This window comes from Pleomorphochaeta sp. DL1XJH-081, assembly GCF_049310885.1.
In the GTDB taxonomy this organism is placed as follows: domain Bacteria; phylum Spirochaetota; class Spirochaetia; order Sphaerochaetales; family Sphaerochaetaceae; genus CAYZJV01.
Genome location: NZ_JBMDYO010000004.1, coordinates 178,869 through 195,547 on the forward strand (window position 1 = coordinate 178,869; position 16,679 = coordinate 195,547).

Below are 16,679 nucleotides of genomic sequence, written 5' to 3' on the forward strand. Positions count from 1 at the left end.
ATTGACAAAATTTTAAAGCTTTTACTAATTTAGTAATTTACTAGTTTACTTAAAACTACGTATGTGCTATACCATTCGTACAGGAAATCCTATGGGGAGGGGTACTATGGAAATACCGACATCACTAAAACACAAACCAGTAGTGGTTGTGAAAAACTATGAACAAATCGATGGAAGAAACGCCTACGAGTCTGATGCGAAGGGACTTTCTCTTGGTTTAGCGCAATGGAACGATCGAGGTAGCGTTGAAATTTCTGCGAAGGTATGGCGCTATACAGGAGAAAAATGGTCTCGACAATCCGAAGAGTTGCCACTTCATCGGGTTCTTGATCTGGCGATTCTTATCGCAAGAACCAAGGAATATTTTTCGGAAGCATACAGGTATCCGAAATTCTATGATCCTGAACAACCGAGAATAGATAGGATAGGATTGCAAGGAGATGCCATGTCAGTGGATGTCGCTACAGACAATGCTATGTTGGATAAAGATATTCGACTATTTGCTGATGAGTTAGCAAAGAACGATGAATTGATCAGCGAGAGATTACAGACTCTTACCACGATACTTGAGCGAATAGGATATCACGCTGTTTAGATACCGGGATTCCGTTGGTCCAACCAAGAATTCAATACAGCAAAGGTCTCCTGTAGGTCATAAAGACGCACCTTGGCATATTTGTCCAAGGGCGTCTCTTGTGAATTCACAATTACAATCTTACCACCATGATAGTATGTAGCCATAGGTAAGGATGCCGCCGGTTGTACCGTCAGGCTACTACCTAGAATCATAATGACATCGGCTGAAGCCATATCACGATAAGCACGATCTAACAGTTTACCCTCAAGCTGTTCCCCGTAGAAAACGATGTCAGGTTTCAAAACTCCACCACATGTTTTACATAACGGAACCTTATTTGCCATCACATCCCCAACGACGTCGTCATAAGAACTCTTTGCTTTGCAAGACAGGCAAGTATGCGATTCAGGACTTCCATGTATTTCCCATACATGTTTGCAACCACCTTTTTGATGTAGCTGGTCGATATTCTGAGTATATACTCCGCGGATCAGACCATTCTGTTCCATTTTCGCCAATGTAGTATGGACGATGGAAGGTTTGAAGTCTTTCAGCCGATAGAGGAACTCCCGTGCCCACCCATAAAACAGTGAGGGGTCATCTCGAAAGACATGGAGTGAAAGAAGATCTTCAACACTCAACCCGTGCCAGGCAGCAGTATAGAAGCCCCCGGTTCCTCGAAAGTCACGTATACCACTGAGCGTGGAGACTCCCGCTCCTGTGAATACTTCGATGTGTTTGGCTCCTTGTAACAGCTGTATCAAGGATTCAAGCATGATAGGTTCTCCTAATCGACGCTATGGACAGCAGTGAAAGTGTTTCCTACCAATCCCTGAAGTTCCACTGAAACGAAATCACCGATGGCAATGGTAGATTTCGGTTCGAATACTACCATCTCGTCATGTTCTGTCCTTCCCAAATACTGGAATTCGTTCTTCTTAGATATTTGTTCTACCAATACGAGGTGTTGTCCCTTGCACCGCTTCTTCTTCTCTTCATGGGTGATACTGCGTTGCAGATCGATTAGCTTCTGAAGACGTTGCATGCGTATTTCTGTCGGTATCTGATCTGGCATATCTACAGCCTTAGTCCCCTCCCTAGGGTTGAAGTAATACATGAATGCTTCAAGAAACCGAACATCTTGCATGAGAGAAAGTGTGTCGGAAAAATCCTTTTCAGTCTCTCCCGGGAATCCAACCATGACATCGGTGGTGAATGTGATTTGCGGAACAGCAGTTTTAAGATCACCAATCAATTGTAGATAGCGCTCTCTCGAATATCTTCTATGCATCATTTCCAGAACACGTGAAGATCCGCTTTGCAAAGGTACATGCAGATGTTTGGCCACGACTGGCTGTTGGGCTATGACATCAATGAGGGCCTTTGAGAAGTCTTTAGGGTGTGGGCTTTCGAACCTAATCCATTGTATAGAAGATACGCGATGTGAGATCTCGTTGAGAAGATCTGGGAATCTGATGATTTGTCCTCTATAGGTATAATCGTATGAATTAACATTTTGTCCCAGTAGGGTAATCTCACGTACTCCAGCTTGTTCTAGCCTTGCAACCTCATCGTAGATCGATTGGGGGTCCCGAGATACCTCTCTCCCTCGTACGTAGGGAACAATGCAGTAGGCACAGAAATTATTGCATCCATTCATGATGGGAATATAGGATTTTACGTCCCCTTCTTTGTGGTAACTCTCCGTGAATGAATAGGCTGTATCCCTCTCGTCACTTCCTCCAGAAAGTAGTGCCGCAATCCTTTGTTTATCATTTGTCCCCATGACATGGTCAACCGCAGGAGCATCCTTAAGGAACTCATCCCCCAAACGTTCTGCCATGCAACCTGTAACTACCAATGTCAGTGCTTGTGACTGTTTGAGGTGTTGGAAGAAGCCAATTCTCCCCCATATTCTATTTTCTGCTGTTTTTCTTACGCTGCAAGTGTTGAGAATCGCACAATCAGCTTCCTCAGCACTTTTCGCAGGTTGCATACCAGCAGCTTGTAATGCAGATTCAAGTGCGTTCGACTCAGCAGTATTCATTTGACAGCCGTACGTTTCAAGCCAATATCGGCTGTGTGATTTATGTATATCCATGAAAATTGTAACTCCTTAAGAATTAGACATGCATTTTTGCGGCAAGTAAAGTGTTCTCCATGAGCATGGCAATGGTCATGACACCAACTCCACCGGGTACTGGAGTTATTGCACTACAGATGGTCGACACACCTTCATAATCGACATCACCTACCAGTCGATACCCCCTCTTCTTTGAGGTATCCACTACCCTGTTAATTCCTACATCTATTACAACAGCACCATTCTTTACCATTTCTTTAGTTATTGCATGGGGTTTTCCGATTGCAGCGATGAGGATATCGGCTTTTTTCGTATGTAAAACCAGATCTTCTGTCCTACTATGGCATATGGTTACTGTAGCGTCCCGACCTTTCTGGATCATCAAAGCAGCCATAGGTTTCCCCACAATATTGCTTCTGCCAACCACTACCACTTCTTTTCCCTTTGTTTCGATCTTATAATAATCAAGAATTCGCATAACCCCAGCAGGAGTACACGCAACAAAAGAAGGATCTCCCAGCATCAACCTACCGACATTCACTGGATGCAAGCCATCCACATCCTTATCGGGTCGGATAGCATGGATTATGCTCTTTTCATCAAGATGGGATGGAAGGGGAAGTTGGACGAGGATTCCATCCACCAAAGGATCGTCATTGAGTTTCTGGACAAGGGAAAGTAGTTCTGATTCAGTTGTTTCAGCAGTCAGTCTATAGTCTCGATGATCAAATCCCATCGCTTCACAGGCTTTACCTTTACTGGCGACATAGGTTGCACTTGCAGGATCATCTCCAACCAGTACCACGGCAAGACACGGTTTGTGCCCTGTTAGATGTACGAAATCGGAACAGGTCTGTTTGACTTCCGATTGTACGTGGGCGGCTACTTCTTTCCCTGACAATACCAACATATGTTCTCCTTGTGCATGATTTGCATTTATATAGTTCGGTTATACCAAAAATTGACGATAGTGTGTACTCTATGGAGGCTTTGGATGGCTAACGGTTTTCAAAAGTACTACGATACGATATGATTGGTTATCACAATTCGGTGATGTTAGGAGAAGATATCGCAATGAAGAAAATACTGATTATATTGCTCCTATGTATATGGTTGCCCAGTATACTATTGGCTCAGGATGAAGGCACAGATTCCACTCCCCGGCAATATGGCATGGGTAGTCAGATGTTCACTTTCCGAGCCGGCCCGGTTGTTCCTGCATTTTTCTTTAGGCCTGAACAGGCTGATAGACTGGTTACATTTCCAGAAGAGATGCATATGAAAGTTGGTGGGTACGGATCCATTCGCTATCAGGGCTTCCTCAACAGCACAGTCGCTCTTGGTGGTGAATTGGGGTATATGTTCGCCTACGATATTGGTGATGATCTTTTCACTTCTGTTCCGTTCCAAGCTAAGCTTACCTACATTCCGCTGCAAGGAACATTTGAACTTCCTCTGAGCATTGGTCTTGGAGTTGCATACAACTCTTATAATTCTCTTGTAGATACGAGCTTTCTCAGTCTTATTGCCACGGCGGAGGCAGGGTTCAGTTGGTATTTCCGTGAAGATTGGGGAATCACTCTAGGAGCCGGTTTACAGTTAATCCCGGAGATTTACGGATCGGATCACGATTATGCAGACCACACCACATATGCCGGATTCATGCCGATAACCCTGTCTGTAACCTATCGAAGTAATTAAGGAGGATGACATGAAAACAAAGATAAAATTTTCTATACTACTGCTTATCGTGATCACCTCTCTATTATTCTACAGCTGCAACACCGAGAACGAAGGTGTTTTCGTACGTATCAGTAATTCACAGGTAAAGGTAGAAGTTGGATACGTCGATATCATTGGTAAAAATGCGACAGATATTTTTGCCTACACCAGTGAAAAGGGGTTCCAGAAATTCAATCTGGTATCAAAAGACTGGATTGATGTCGATACAACGGTTTCTTATCCTGGTCTCTATTCTTCTGATGATGCTACGGACACTACGACTTTATATTATGCCGAAAGTGCTGCAGAAGGAGAGAACAATAATCTGTATACCTATACGATAAGTACTGATTCTGAAAGTGTTCCAACCAGTGCTTATGAGATCGTAGAGATGAAACAGGATAATCTAATGCTGGTAAAAACTACTACTGGGTATTCTATTAGAGATGGTGCAGCAACTAGTGAGATAGTGCCTTTCAATTCAATATTTTCAGATAGTACGAAACCTCGCATGATCACCGATGATTCAGGTAATTTTATCGTTACTGGAATAGGTTCCGGTACTACTACGTATAAGCATTATTATAACAGCACGCCAAATGAATTAACTTCTACTGATGCTACATTCCATGATTATCCCATGGTAACTATGATGAGTGACGGGACTAATATTGTATTGGTCAGTTCGATTGGTAAGGTATGGAAAGGAACAACTGCTTACAATAATTTTGTTTCTACTGGTACTATCCCAGGTTGGCCTGAAAGGAATCCGGCAGATCTGGAGTACCCTACCTTCATCTTCGCCGCTCCAACCAGTGAACTTTATCTGCAGAATGAGAACAACGATTTCTACAAGATCAATAGTACAGGAGACATCAGCTCTGAATTGGATTCTGGATTCACCGATTTCCTCTCTGGTATACGGATAAAGAGTTACCTTGAAGCTGGCTCTACGATTTATGCCGGGACCATGGAGAATGGTATTGTGCAGATTACCATGACAGGTTCTGGGACAGGAAGCGCAGTTATTCTTTAGATTGTAGACACATCCTATTAGATACGAAAGGCGGATCCGAAGATCCGCCTTTCATGTAATATGCTATTATAATTACTATCAGTCACAACGGACTTCGTGGAGAATCCGCCGTACTTCATCGTCCGTGTATTGGTGGTCAATCTCTTCGCTAGTCAGTCCGATGAACTCATGGTTCATGTAATGTATCCAAGTCTCTTCATCAACAGAATTCAATACATGCTTACGACAATAGTAGTCGGGTTGAATCGGAAGTCTAGGAATATCCTTGTAGACAGGAATTTTGTAATCATAGACAGCAACCTTGATATCGGCACGGGGAATTCCTTTCGAGAGCATAACATTAACCAGAGCGTTGACTGTTTTTCCGGTATCGAAGATATCGTCTACAATCAAGATCTTATCACCGGTACGTAGGTACTCAGGCGAGTATGTCCAACCATCTATGCGGACCTCCGATTCCAGTTTCATGTTCTCATAGGAACGGGCAACGACGGCAGCATAAAAGACAGGACGGTCTCCAGCTTGCTTTCTTACCAGTTTATAGTATTCACTGAAGACATTTCCCATGTAAGCACCGCCTCTAAGCGATACATAGATGATATCGGGGACGAATCCATCTTCAGTGTGCATCTGGTACGCAAGTTTGAGTGCCGCATCTCTCAGCATTTCAGGACTAATGAACTCTTTTTTCATACCCCACCCTACCTATTCATTCAGCAACAGTCAATATCTTCACGCCATCTTCAGTGATAGCCACCGTATGTTCAAAATGTGCAGATGGCTTACCATCTGCGGTAACAACAGTCCAACCATCATCGAGATCTCTGATATTCTTCGTTCCGAGATTAATCATGGGCTCAATGGCCAACACCATACCTACACGGAGTCGTGGATTAGGGGATCTGGCACTTACATAATTTGGAATCTGAGGTTCTTCATGTAACGATAAACCTACTCCGTGGCCGCAATAGTCACGTACTACACCAAATCCGAATGAGTTCGCGTGTTTATAAATTGGTGCGGAGATGTCATGAATCCTAGCATTCGGTCTTTTGGCTCCCTCGATACCAAGTTCAAGACATTCTTTGGTTACCTTTACCAGCAGCTCATTCTCTTTGGTTGAACTACCTCCAGCGATGAAGGTTCTGGCAGCATCACTATAGTAACCTTTGAGATCAATTCCCAAATCGATACTAACCAAATCTCCCTTTTCAATTTTCCGTTTTCCAGGTATACCATGGATGACCTCATCGTTTACCGAAATACATGCTGAAGCGGGAAACCCCATATAATTGAGAAAGGCCGGTCTTCCCTTGTGGGAAACAATAAAATCGTAACAGTAGTTATCTATCTCTTTCGTTGTCATGCCCGGTTCGATAAAACCACCAAGAGAATCATGTAATTGTGCCAATAGGCGACAAGAAGCTTCGATACCCTTGATCTGATCAGGAGTTTTGAGTGTAATCATTGATTTCCTTCCGCATGGAATCAAGAATTCCATTGATGAATTTGTAATTCACCTCACGGCTGTACTCCTGTGACAACCGGACAGCCTCGGTTATGACCACATTCGTATGGATATCCTGCATATATAAAAGAGAGAACACACTCATCCGTAGAATATTTCGGTCAATACAATCGATCTTATCGATAGGTCTATTTATGGAAAAACGAGAAATCCATCCATCTATCTCTTCAAGATGATCAATGGTTCCCGCAATAAGATATCGGGCAAAAAGTACGGTCTCCGGATCCAGTTGTTCCCTCTCTTCTTCTGAGAGCGTAGGGAATTCTACTGGACCAATACCTTCTTTTAGTTCACCATTGAAATCGAGAGCATAAAGGGTAGAAAGAGCAAGCTCCCTACCTAAGTGGCGACTCTTCAATTGCTCTCCTCCGAATATATGATATCGATCATTGCTTCATCCCTTAGTTGTTGTACTAATTGGTCGATAGCACTGAGATATGCAGCCTGTTGGCTTCGAGAGGTGAGTGTTTGCCGGATATATTGACGCACGGTCACATCAGATTCAGGATTTATCTTATCCTCTATTCCTAACAACTTGGGGTCGGTATGAGTAGTGACTTTGACGATATGATAGCCTCCAGTGGATTCAAGAACACCAGAAGGTTTACCCAAAGGAAGTTCGAAAACAGCATCGAAAAACTTAGAACCAAGATAGGAACGCATCTCCTCGTCATCGAAAGCCAACCAACCGATATCGCCACCCTTACCGACAGAATCGGCATCCTTAGAGTATTTTGGAACTAACTCTTCGAATGTGTAGGTGTTATAACGCAACCAACGAGCCAACTGATCCATCTGTTTCTTGACAGCAGCTTTGTCTTCATCGGTAAAAGGCATGAAAATATGGCTGATACGTACTAATTCGGGATTCATGAATGCAGAACGATTAGTTCTGAAAAATTCATTGATCTGTTCTTCAGTCGGTTCTTCATAGGATTCCAACACAGAAGCCATTTTTCCACGTACATAGCGATCGACAATAGTGGATTCCTTGATACTCTTCTTGAATTCTTGGAGTCCGATCCCATAGTTATTGCGAATGACCGTTTCGAATTGTGCATCAGTTATCGCGCGACCTATTTGTTGTTCAACGTAAGCTTTTTGTTGACGCACCATCTGTTCAACTTGGGCATCGGTTATCATATATCCGTCACGTTCGGCACCCTGGATAACCAGCTCATCATTTATCAGTACATTCAGCACATCGAGCGGCTTAACTTGATTTGCTGCTGCAGCTCCACCAGAGGCATTTGCCTCTGCACGATATTGATCTACCCGGTTATTCAAGTCTTCAACGGTAATCACGGTATTTCTTATCAGATTTACTGTTGCAGCTGGTTGACTGATCATATCCGCAGAGAACAACGCAAACGGAAGAAGAGCAAATAGCAACAGAATGACAATTGATTTCTTATTCATGGAATACACACTCCTGCATTACGAGATGACCAATCGCTTGCCCACTTCTTTTGCGTATGCACGATTGGAGAGAACATCAGAATAGGTCAAGTACATCCCTTGGCTCTCCATAACACGCATCAGTGTCTGGAGAGTCTTTCCTTGGCGAATCCCTTTCTTGCCTATAAAAGCAAAGGAACGCTTTCCAGAGATTGTACCGCATTGCTTGAGGAACCGATCGACCATCTCGGGTATTTTACCACCCCAGAGAGAGGATGCTACTGTTCCAACCGCAATATAATCGTAGTAAGATATGATTTTTCCTGTATCTCTTTGCATATCGAGCGTATCCACATCATGCCCAAGAGTCTGGATACCTTCGGATAGACCCAAAGCCAACTCTTTACATTGCGTGGACGATCCGATATCGTAATACAAAACACATACTTTCATATACTTCCTACTTAAATGCCAACGACCGCAGAGTCAACATGCGGTCGAAAGCCTAGATACATTATTTCATCTCACCGTTGAAAATCATTCAGCGGTGGTATCGTTCCACCAATCCTCAGACTGCTGTACTTGTTCAACTTCAACCGAGTCCAATAAAGAATCGCTGGAAGGCGATTTGTTGACAACGGCGAGTAGAATAGCCAATACGAGGAATGAGGTTCCGAGAATGGCCGTGAACTTGTTCATGACCTTATTCGTCTGACCACCGAATGAAGAGTCGCTACCACCACCAAAAATACCGCCGAGACCAGATCCACCTTCACTTTGGATGGCAACCATGAAAATCAGCAACAAACTGGCGATAACGAAGAGAATAAGTAGAATAATGCCAATAACACCCATGTAAGAACTCCAGTTTACTTATTATAACGCACAATCGGAGCGAATTGTTCCACCGTTAGGGAAGCACCACCCACAAGTGCACCATCGATATGTTCCATGGCCATGAGGTCTTTCACATTCGATGGTTTTACTGAACCACCATACTGTATTATTAACGATTCTGCAACACTTTTGCCATAGAGTTTCTCAATCTCGTTACGAATGAAAGCGTGGGCACTGTTCGCATCATCGGGAGTAGCAGTTTTTCCTGTACCGATTGCCCAAACTGGCTCATAGGCAACAATGATATTCTCCATAGAATCTGCTGATACATCTTTAAGCCCCTCAACAATCTGGCGTTTAAGGACTTCTTCCAACTTTCCACCTTCACGTTCTTCTAGAGTCTCTCCAACACAGAGGATGACATCAAGATCATGAGAAAGCGCTAACTTCACTTTTCTATTGATAAAATCATCGGTCTCACCATAAATCGCTCTTCTTTCAGAATGTCCGAGAATGACAATGGTAACTCCAGCATCTTTCAACATTTCGGGAGAAATCTCTCCCGTGAAAGCACCTGAAACTTGATCGCTCATATTCTGGGCACCAACCTCAATAGACGAATTTTCTAGTGCTTTGACTACAGAGCCGATCGTAACAAAAGGAGGAGCGACTACTACGCGTACAGAGGCATCCTTTACCGCTTTAGCCAATTCGGCTGCGAATGCAGCTCCTGCGGAAGGTGTCATATTCATTTTCCAGTTTCCAGCAATACATACTTTTCTCATGCTATTTCTCCAAAGCCTTGATACCAGGCAATACTTTTCCTTCGAGGAATTCCAATGAAGCCCCACCTCCGGTCGAAACATGGTCGATACGATCTGCATAACCGAATTTATTCACAGCGGCAACCGAATCGCCTCCACCTACTACAGTCGTACCATCACAATCAGCAACCATCTTGGCAACAGCTTTTGTTCCAGCTGCGAATGCTTCAAATTCAAATACTCCCATAGGACCATTCCAGACAATAGATCTAGCTGCCTTTAGTTCGGATTCAACAAGAGCAAGAGTTTTCGGGCCTACATCCATGCCAATCATACCTTCAGGAATTTCGACTGAGTCGACTGCTACAGCTTCTGCGGAATCCTTGAATTCAGCCGCACAAATATGGTCTACCGGTAAGATGACCCGTACACCACGCTTTTCTGTATTTTCCAAAAAGGATTTTGCGACCTCAATATAATCGTTTTCCAACAAAGATTTTCCAATTTCATGACCTTGGACCTTAAGGAAAGTATAGGCCATACCACCGCCAATAACGATGGCATCACAAGTTTTGCTCAATGATTCAAGAACACTGATCTTGGAAGATACTTTCGAACCACCAATGACAGCGACGAATGGTTTATCGGGATTCTCCAGCAACGGAGCGAAGAACTTGACCTCTTTTTCAATTAGGAATCCAGCTGCCGAGGGGAGGAAATGGGCAACCCCTTCTGTTGATGCATGAGCTCGATGAGCAGTACCAAATGCATCATTCACATAAACATCACCGTAACTTGCTAATTGTTTAGCATAACCTTCGTCGTTAGCCTCCTCTTCCTTGTAGAATCTCACATTCTCAAGAAGAAGGACTTCTCCTGGCGAAAGGTTTTCAACTTCTTTGCTTACAGTATCACCAATTACATCGGAAGCAAGTCTTACCGGACGTCCAAGCAATTCTTCAAATTTTTTGGCGATCGGAGCCATGCTGAATGCCATATCTTTCTTGCCCTTAGGCCTACCGAAATGGCTCATTACTACAAGTGATGTATCCTTCTGGTCCAAAATATACTTGACGGTAGGTAAAGCACTCTTGATCCTTGTATCATCGGTAACCACACCATCTTTCAATGGGACGTTGAAGTCTACCCTGATCAATACACGTTTTCCCTTTAAATCAATATCCGTAACAGTTTGCAATTTCATGACTACTCCTCATGTATGGCTGATGCGCACCGTAAGGCGCGCATCAGAAGTAAAATCCATCGTAATGTTGCTTACGCCATCAATTTCTTGGCGAGGTCGACAACACGGTTAGAATAACCCATTTCATTGTCATACCATGACATTACTTTAAAGAATTTCGGACCCATTTTCATGGTAAGGTCGGAATCGAAGATCGAGGAGTGGGAATTACCCTTGATATCGCTAGAAACGATAGGATCTTCGGTATACTGGAGAATACCCTTCATGGGACCTTCAGCTGCTGCCTTCATTGCTGCATTGATATCCTCGACACTACAATCCTTCTCAAGAAGAACGGTCAAATCGACGATCGAACCTGTAGGTACGGGAACGCGCATTGCTCCACCATTGAGCTTGCCTTCCAAGGAGGGGACAACCAACGAAACGGCACGTGCAGCACCAGTTGTGGTCGGAATGATGGACAATGAAGCTGAACGGGCACGTCTGAGATCCTTATGGGGCATATCCAAAGTAACCTGGTCATTGGTGAATGCATGGACTGTCGTCATGAGGCCTCTTTCAATACCAAAGCTGTCATTGAGGACTTTTGCGATTGGAGCAAGACAGTTTGTAGTACATGATGCATTGGAGAATGCGAGATTCTTGAGATCAAGATCATCATCGTTGACTCCACAGACGATAGTCTGATCAATCTTATCTTTGGCGGGAACAGTAAGGATAACTCTCTTGGCTCCAGCCTTAATGTGATCCTTATAACCGCCCTTGGGGCCTTCTGCTACTGCAAAAACGCCAGTCGATTCGATAGCAATGTCTACACCAAGCTCTTTCCAAGGCAATTCTGCAGGATTGCGTACAGCATAGATTTTGATTTCTTTACCATCAACAACGATAGCATCATCCTTAGCTTCTACGCTCTTAGGATATACTCCGTAAGTAGAATCGTATTTGAGCAAGTGTGCCAAAGTCTTGGGGTCTGTAAGGTCGTTGATTGCAACAATCTCGATGTCCTTGTCTTCGAAAGCGATCTTGAATACATTGCGCCCGATGCGCCCGAAGCCATTGATTGCGATTTTCATCTAAAATTTCCTCCATATGTAGGTATGTATCACTAACAATATAATGCGTATGGGTAGATAACGTCAACGAATCAGGTCCTTTTCATCACAATTTTTACCCGATTGATCTTATGACCCTCAATCTCCTGCACAATAAAATCCATGTTTTGGTAAGTTACCTTTTCTTGGTTTAAGGGAATCCTTCCGAATTGTTCGAAGACAAAACCACCCAAAGTTTCGAAATCATCCTCTGGCAAGGTCAATCTCAAACGTTCATTGACTTCATCGATCGCAGCCCGGGCATCACAAAGATAGATACCTTCTCCCATTTCGATGATATCGTCGTCTTCATCGTCATCGAACTCATCTTGGATATCACCAACAATAACTTCAAGGATGTCCTCCATACTGACAATCCCCGATACTCCACCGTATTCGTCTATAGCTATAGCGATATGGACACGTCTCTTTTTGAACTCACGAAGTAACTCATCTAGACGTTTTGTCTCTGGAACGAAATAGGGCTTGCGCATACTTTTACGAACATCGAAGTCACCTTCATCTTGTTGCCTGATGATATCTTTTACATATAAAATACCAACTACATTGTCGATAGTGTCCGTATAAACTGGATACCTTGAGAAACCCTGTTCTCCAATCAAATCTTTCAACTCGTCGAATGTCGTAGAGTCGGAGACAAACTGAACATCGATCCTGGGGACCATCACCTCTTTTACGGTAGTCTCCGCCAGTTCATCGATTCCTTCGATCATACTCCTTCGTTCCTCGACAACATCCGTGTCCCGTTGTGGAGGCTGATCATCATCCTGTGATAACCAACTCTTCAACCTATCCCGTAACCTCACCTCTCAGACTCCTTCGTCACATTCTTCAGCAGATCTTCTTGTTTTATTAACATGGGTTCGCTTATCCCATTAGTTTCATGATCCCATCCCAACAGGTGCAGCACACCATGGATAAGCAGTCTTATCAGTTCCTCTCGTGCAGGTACTTTGAAATAATCGCAGTTACGCTCCATCGTGTCTAGTGAAATTACCATATCACCTAACACCCTGTCCTGTTGATCTTCTATTTCGGGGAAAGGGAAATCAGTGTCATCTTCCGATTGTACGAATGAGAGAATATCGGTACTCTCATCTTTTCCCCTATAGGTATGATTCATCTCCCGCATCGTCTCATCACCAACAAACGTGCAAGATAGTTCTCCAGATTCTTCACCAAGCAGTTCCAAGGTACGCACAATCATTTTCTCAACAACATCATGCGGAGCGCGTTCTTCCATAGCTTCCGTTTCGTAAGATATGTCTACAGCAATCATGTCTTTTCCTCTTTATCCACATCGGGATAGTCAATTCGTGTGTGGAATCTTCCGGTAAGAATCTGGACAAACACTCTCGCGATAGATTCCAGATCGGTCAAGGATAGACGACAGGCAGCGAGTTGTTTTCGTTCAATCTTGCCCATGATAATCTGATTGACCAACTTTTCATACTTCTGCGCGGAAGGTTTCTTTACTGTCCTACTAGCGGCCTCAATACTATCTGCCAGCATGACGATAGCAGCTTCCGGAGATTGGGGAATCTGGTTATTGTAGGCGTAGTCCTGTCGTTTGACTTCATGCTTACTATTTTCCCGTATAGCAGCATCCTGTGCCTCTTTCAAAAATATTGCAATAACATCATTTCCATGGTGCTGACTGATGATATCGAGAACCTCTTGTGGTAATCTCGCTTCCCTACCCTTTTCAATACCGATCTTTACATGACTCTTAATGATAGCGACAGACAGACTTGCCTTTAAATCATCATGCTTATTATCCCCACTCTGGTTTTCAATGAAATATTCTGGATGTTCCTGTTTCCCGATATCATGATAGAGAGCGGCCACGCGGGCGAGAAGAGGATCTGCATCAATCTCCTTAGCTGCTGCATATGCCATCTCAGCAACCATCATTGAGTGGTTATAGGTACCTACCGCATTTTGGGACAATCGGACAAGTGCAGGTGAATCGCTGAATGCAAGCTCCCGCAATCTGAAGGGAGTAGGAAGATTCAATACCAATTCAATCATCGGCATGAACAGAGATACCAATATGTAGGTAACCGAGACATTCGCAGAGATGGCAGCGATTGATTGCAAGACTTGTGAAAAACCATACCCATTGACTAAGTTATTCAACAGGACGATAAATGAAGCTGCAATGATACCGAAGAACCATTCGAAAACCATATCGATACGTTTGCTCACGAATCGAATGAAATAAATTCCTGTGAAAGAAATGGAAACAAGCAGGAACACGGTGGTTACTGTAGCAGTAGGTAATAGCACCGCATAGGAAGCCAGAGCGACAGCAGCAATCATCCCGACCCTTTTTCGGTTTGTAATCAATGCAAGGAAGATTGGAAGAATGAATACTGGTAGAAAAGATTCCATAGAAAGGAACCCCAGACCCATGAATAACTTTAGTGACACAAAGGTAAGTATCTGTGTGACCAAAATTCCAGTAAGAAATATCAGAAAGAATTGGAGTTCCCTTTTCGAGTGAATGAATGCCATATGGAACGCATACATAGCGCTTATGGTGATTATGATTACGAAGAACACACGTCCAAACATCTGAGACGGAGTATACTGGACAGAAGCCAGACGCATCGCTTGAATAGTTCTGATATCGTCATCAGTGATTACATAATCTTTAACGAGTATATACTGGCCTTTCTCTACCCGGACAATGACTGGTGGTATGAGCGAGGCTGCCTCCTCACGTGAAAGTGCGGTAGCAACGGGATCAAAATGAACATTCGGACGCATAATTTCTCTAAGTGAATCGAAGACAATCATTAAAAGATCTTCTGAATACTCCTTGGATATTTCACGAAGATCAGCATGAATCCGTGTTGATAATTCATTTACATGGAGAGCTTCACTAACTGGTAGAAGTTCCCGCATAGTCTCATCACCAACAGTTCCAATATGGTCTACTTGGATTTCTGTATAACCCTGTTGTTGTACAGTGAGTAGTTCCGCTTCGTTGAATACCCCCTGAGCAATATAGGTTTCTGCCAATTCTCTGACTATCGCCTGGGCTTTTCTTCTCTCGATATCAGCTAGGTTATAAATCCTTGCCACCAGTTCAGATGAAATAGAGTCTACTTGTGCTCCAGAAGGATCGAAGAGTGATGCAATATCGGATAGCATGGCACGGGAAGGAACAAGAGCAATCTTAAAAATTGGGTTGATCGCTTGTACAGCCGCTTGCTGGCGTCGTTTCGTCTCAGCTTCATCAACATAATGAAAGGTTTCATTCGCCCGGACATCATGTTCCGCAATAGTGCCAGCTTGAAAACGTGATTTCACATCTGTAGTAAGTAGTTTGGAGTCGTTGGCAATGAGTACGGGAACTACCAGCGCCCCTATCGCGACAGCAAGTCCCAATACAGGAACAAGCAAACGCAACCAGAGCGGTTGGTCAGAGTACCGATTATTACCGGTACGTGTCTTTTTCATAAGCATCGATTATCCTTTGTACCATCCTACTTCTCACAACATCGGTAGAATTGAATTCAATGAACCCTATCCCGGGTACATTCTGTAAAATCTTCGCAGCATGGACAAGACCGCTCGTACGGTTTCTGGGAAGATCCACTTGGGTAATGTCACCAGTGACAATCGCAACAGAGTTCTCACTCAGTCGTGTGAGAAACATCTTCATCTGTTCTGTAGTAGTGTTTTGGGCTTCATCAAGTATTACACATGCATTGTTCAATGAACGTCCACGCATATACGCAAGAGGAGCAGTCTCTACCGCCCCGTTATCTTCTAGCCTTTTGATGATTGCGGGAGGTAACAGGAATTCCATAGCATCGTAGAGAGGACGGAGGTATGGGCCAATTTTCTGGGTCAAATCTCCTGGAAGGAATCCGAGACTCTCCCCAGCCTCAACTACCGGTCGAGTCAGGATAATTTTCTGTTTCCGACCTCCTAGGACCTCTCCCAATGCATAGGCTATGGCTAAAAAGGTCTTTCCTGTTCCAGCAGGCCCAATACTGAAAACCAGTTGGTGCTCTTTCATGAGGCTCATATATTTCCGTTGCCTTGGGCTCTTGGGATATATCGATTTGCCACCAACGGCAATCGTCATTTCCCTCTGGTTGGAATCAAGATCTTCTTGAGATCCAGATCCACCTTGCAAAGCTTGGTATTCCATGAAGATTTCGGGTTCGGTGATGTCTTCCCGCTGTTCAGACAGGTGCTTAAGCCGTACCATGAGATTGGTGAAGATAGCGTCTCCAGAACCTTCACGGTCGGTTGTATCACGATAGGTAATACTATTTCCATGTACAAACAATTCGCCATTGAGCAGAAGCTCTATATAGGGAATGTTCCTATCATTTACTCCGCACACCCGCTGCATCTGCGACACTTGCTCAAATACGATGGTGCTACTCATCCTT

Annotated in this window: 19 protein-coding genes; 3 read left to right on the forward strand and 16 right to left on the reverse strand. The window is 43.8% G+C overall.

Annotation, left to right across the window (positions count from 1 at the left end; genetic code table 11):
- Nucleotides 1-106 precede the first annotated feature (106 nt).
- Nucleotides 107-595: a DUF6530 family protein gene (locus tag ACODJP_RS09090; RefSeq protein ID WP_422480716.1), complete on the forward strand. Its 489-nt coding sequence runs from the start codon at nucleotides 107-109 to the stop codon at nucleotides 593-595.
- On the opposite strand, the gene ACODJP_RS09095 is transcribed toward ACODJP_RS09090, so the two are convergent.
- The 3 genes from ACODJP_RS09095 to folD are packed head-to-tail and all read right to left on the reverse strand — an operon-like array spanning nucleotide 592 to nucleotide 3,570.
- Nucleotides 592-1,353: an SIR2 family NAD-dependent protein deacylase gene (locus ACODJP_RS09095; RefSeq protein WP_422480718.1), complete on the reverse strand. Its 762-nt coding sequence runs from the start codon at nucleotides 1,351-1,353 to the stop codon at nucleotides 592-594. The genes ACODJP_RS09090 and ACODJP_RS09095 overlap by 4 nt on opposite strands.
- Nucleotides 1,354-1,364: 11 nt before the next feature.
- Nucleotides 1,365-2,678 carry a tRNA (N6-isopentenyl adenosine(37)-C2)-methylthiotransferase MiaB gene (gene miaB / locus ACODJP_RS09100; RefSeq protein WP_422480720.1) on the reverse strand — a complete coding sequence of 438 codons (1,314 nt, stop codon included), beginning with the start codon at nucleotides 2,676-2,678 and terminating at the stop codon, nucleotides 1,365-1,367.
- A gap of 22 nt (nucleotides 2,679-2,700) precedes the next feature.
- Nucleotides 2,701-3,570 carry a bifunctional methylenetetrahydrofolate dehydrogenase/methenyltetrahydrofolate cyclohydrolase FolD gene (gene folD / locus ACODJP_RS09105; RefSeq protein WP_422480722.1) on the reverse strand — a complete coding sequence of 290 codons (870 nt, stop codon included), beginning with the start codon at nucleotides 3,568-3,570 and terminating at the stop codon, nucleotides 2,701-2,703.
- Nucleotides 3,571-3,734: 164 nt separating this feature from the next.
- Between folD and ACODJP_RS09110 the strand changes: the two genes are divergently transcribed.
- Nucleotides 3,735-4,361, forward strand: a complete 627-nt coding sequence (locus tag ACODJP_RS09110; protein ID WP_422480724.1) for a TP0733 family outer membrane beta-barrel protein — start codon at nucleotides 3,735-3,737, stop codon at nucleotides 4,359-4,361.
- A 10-nt stretch (nucleotides 4,362-4,371) separates the two neighbouring features.
- The gene (locus ACODJP_RS09115) at nucleotides 4,372-5,418 is read left to right on the forward strand and encodes a hypothetical protein (protein WP_422480726.1); all 1,047 of its coding nucleotides are present in this window, start codon (nucleotides 4,372-4,374) and stop codon (nucleotides 5,416-5,418) included.
- Between the two features lie 78 nt (nucleotides 5,419-5,496).
- On the opposite strand, the gene ACODJP_RS09120 is transcribed toward ACODJP_RS09115, so the two are convergent.
- The 13 genes from ACODJP_RS09120 to ACODJP_RS09180 all read right to left on the reverse strand — a co-directional run bounded on the left by ACODJP_RS09120 (nucleotide 5,497) and on the right by ACODJP_RS09180 (nucleotide 16,675).
- Nucleotides 5,497-6,111 carry a phosphoribosyltransferase gene (locus ACODJP_RS09120; protein WP_422480728.1) on the reverse strand — a complete coding sequence of 205 codons (615 nt, stop codon included), beginning with the start codon at nucleotides 6,109-6,111 and terminating at the stop codon, nucleotides 5,497-5,499.
- A gap of 16 nt (nucleotides 6,112-6,127) precedes the next feature.
- The gene (gene map / locus ACODJP_RS09125; RefSeq protein ID WP_422480730.1) at nucleotides 6,128-6,886 is read right to left on the reverse strand and encodes a type I methionyl aminopeptidase; all 759 of its coding nucleotides are present in this window, start codon (nucleotides 6,884-6,886) and stop codon (nucleotides 6,128-6,130) included.
- Entirely contained in the window at nucleotides 6,864-7,304 is a 441-nt protein-coding gene (gene nusB / locus ACODJP_RS09130; protein ID WP_422480732.1) for a transcription antitermination factor NusB, read from the reverse strand. The genes map and nusB overlap by 23 nt, the downstream gene beginning before the upstream one ends.
- Nucleotides 7,301-8,365 (reverse strand): peptidylprolyl isomerase, encoded by a 1,065-nt coding sequence (locus tag ACODJP_RS09135; protein ID WP_422480734.1) that lies wholly within the window; start codon nucleotides 8,363-8,365, stop codon nucleotides 7,301-7,303. Before ACODJP_RS09135 ends, nusB begins: the two co-directional genes overlap by 4 nt.
- An 18-nt stretch (nucleotides 8,366-8,383) precedes the next feature.
- Nucleotides 8,384-8,797, reverse strand: coding sequence for a hypothetical protein (locus ACODJP_RS09140; protein WP_422480736.1), 414 nt, complete (start codon nucleotides 8,795-8,797; stop codon nucleotides 8,384-8,386).
- A gap of 84 nt (nucleotides 8,798-8,881) precedes the next feature.
- Entirely contained in the window at nucleotides 8,882-9,199 is a 318-nt protein-coding gene (secG, locus tag ACODJP_RS09145; RefSeq protein WP_422480738.1) for a preprotein translocase subunit SecG, read from the reverse strand.
- Between the two features lie 14 nt (nucleotides 9,200-9,213).
- Nucleotides 9,214-9,966 (reverse strand): triose-phosphate isomerase, encoded by a 753-nt coding sequence (tpiA, locus tag ACODJP_RS09150; RefSeq protein WP_422480739.1) that lies wholly within the window; start codon nucleotides 9,964-9,966, stop codon nucleotides 9,214-9,216.
- Nucleotide 9,967: 1 nt separating this feature from the next.
- The gene (locus ACODJP_RS09155; protein ID WP_422480741.1) at nucleotides 9,968-11,149 is read right to left on the reverse strand and encodes a phosphoglycerate kinase; all 1,182 of its coding nucleotides are present in this window, start codon (nucleotides 11,147-11,149) and stop codon (nucleotides 9,968-9,970) included.
- Nucleotides 11,150-11,220: 71 nt separating this feature from the next.
- Nucleotides 11,221-12,225 (reverse strand): type I glyceraldehyde-3-phosphate dehydrogenase, encoded by a 1,005-nt coding sequence (gene gap / locus ACODJP_RS09160; protein ID WP_422480743.1) that lies wholly within the window; start codon nucleotides 12,223-12,225, stop codon nucleotides 11,221-11,223.
- A gap of 71 nt (nucleotides 12,226-12,296) precedes the next feature.
- Nucleotides 12,297-13,070, reverse strand: coding sequence for a hemolysin family protein (locus ACODJP_RS09165; RefSeq protein WP_422480745.1), 774 nt, complete (start codon nucleotides 13,068-13,070; stop codon nucleotides 12,297-12,299).
- Nucleotides 13,067-13,543: an rRNA maturation RNase YbeY gene (gene ybeY / locus ACODJP_RS09170; RefSeq protein ID WP_422480746.1), complete on the reverse strand. Its 477-nt coding sequence runs from the start codon at nucleotides 13,541-13,543 to the stop codon at nucleotides 13,067-13,069. Before ybeY ends, ACODJP_RS09165 begins: the two co-directional genes overlap by 4 nt.
- Nucleotides 13,540-15,732 carry an HD family phosphohydrolase gene (locus ACODJP_RS09175; RefSeq protein WP_422480748.1) on the reverse strand — a complete coding sequence of 731 codons (2,193 nt, stop codon included), beginning with the start codon at nucleotides 15,730-15,732 and terminating at the stop codon, nucleotides 13,540-13,542. Before ACODJP_RS09175 ends, ybeY begins: the two co-directional genes overlap by 4 nt.
- Nucleotides 15,710-16,675, reverse strand: a complete 966-nt coding sequence (locus ACODJP_RS09180; protein ID WP_422480750.1) for a PhoH family protein — start codon at nucleotides 16,673-16,675, stop codon at nucleotides 15,710-15,712. The genes ACODJP_RS09175 and ACODJP_RS09180 overlap by 23 nt, the downstream gene beginning before the upstream one ends.
- Between the last annotated feature and the right edge of the window lie 4 nt (nucleotides 16,676-16,679).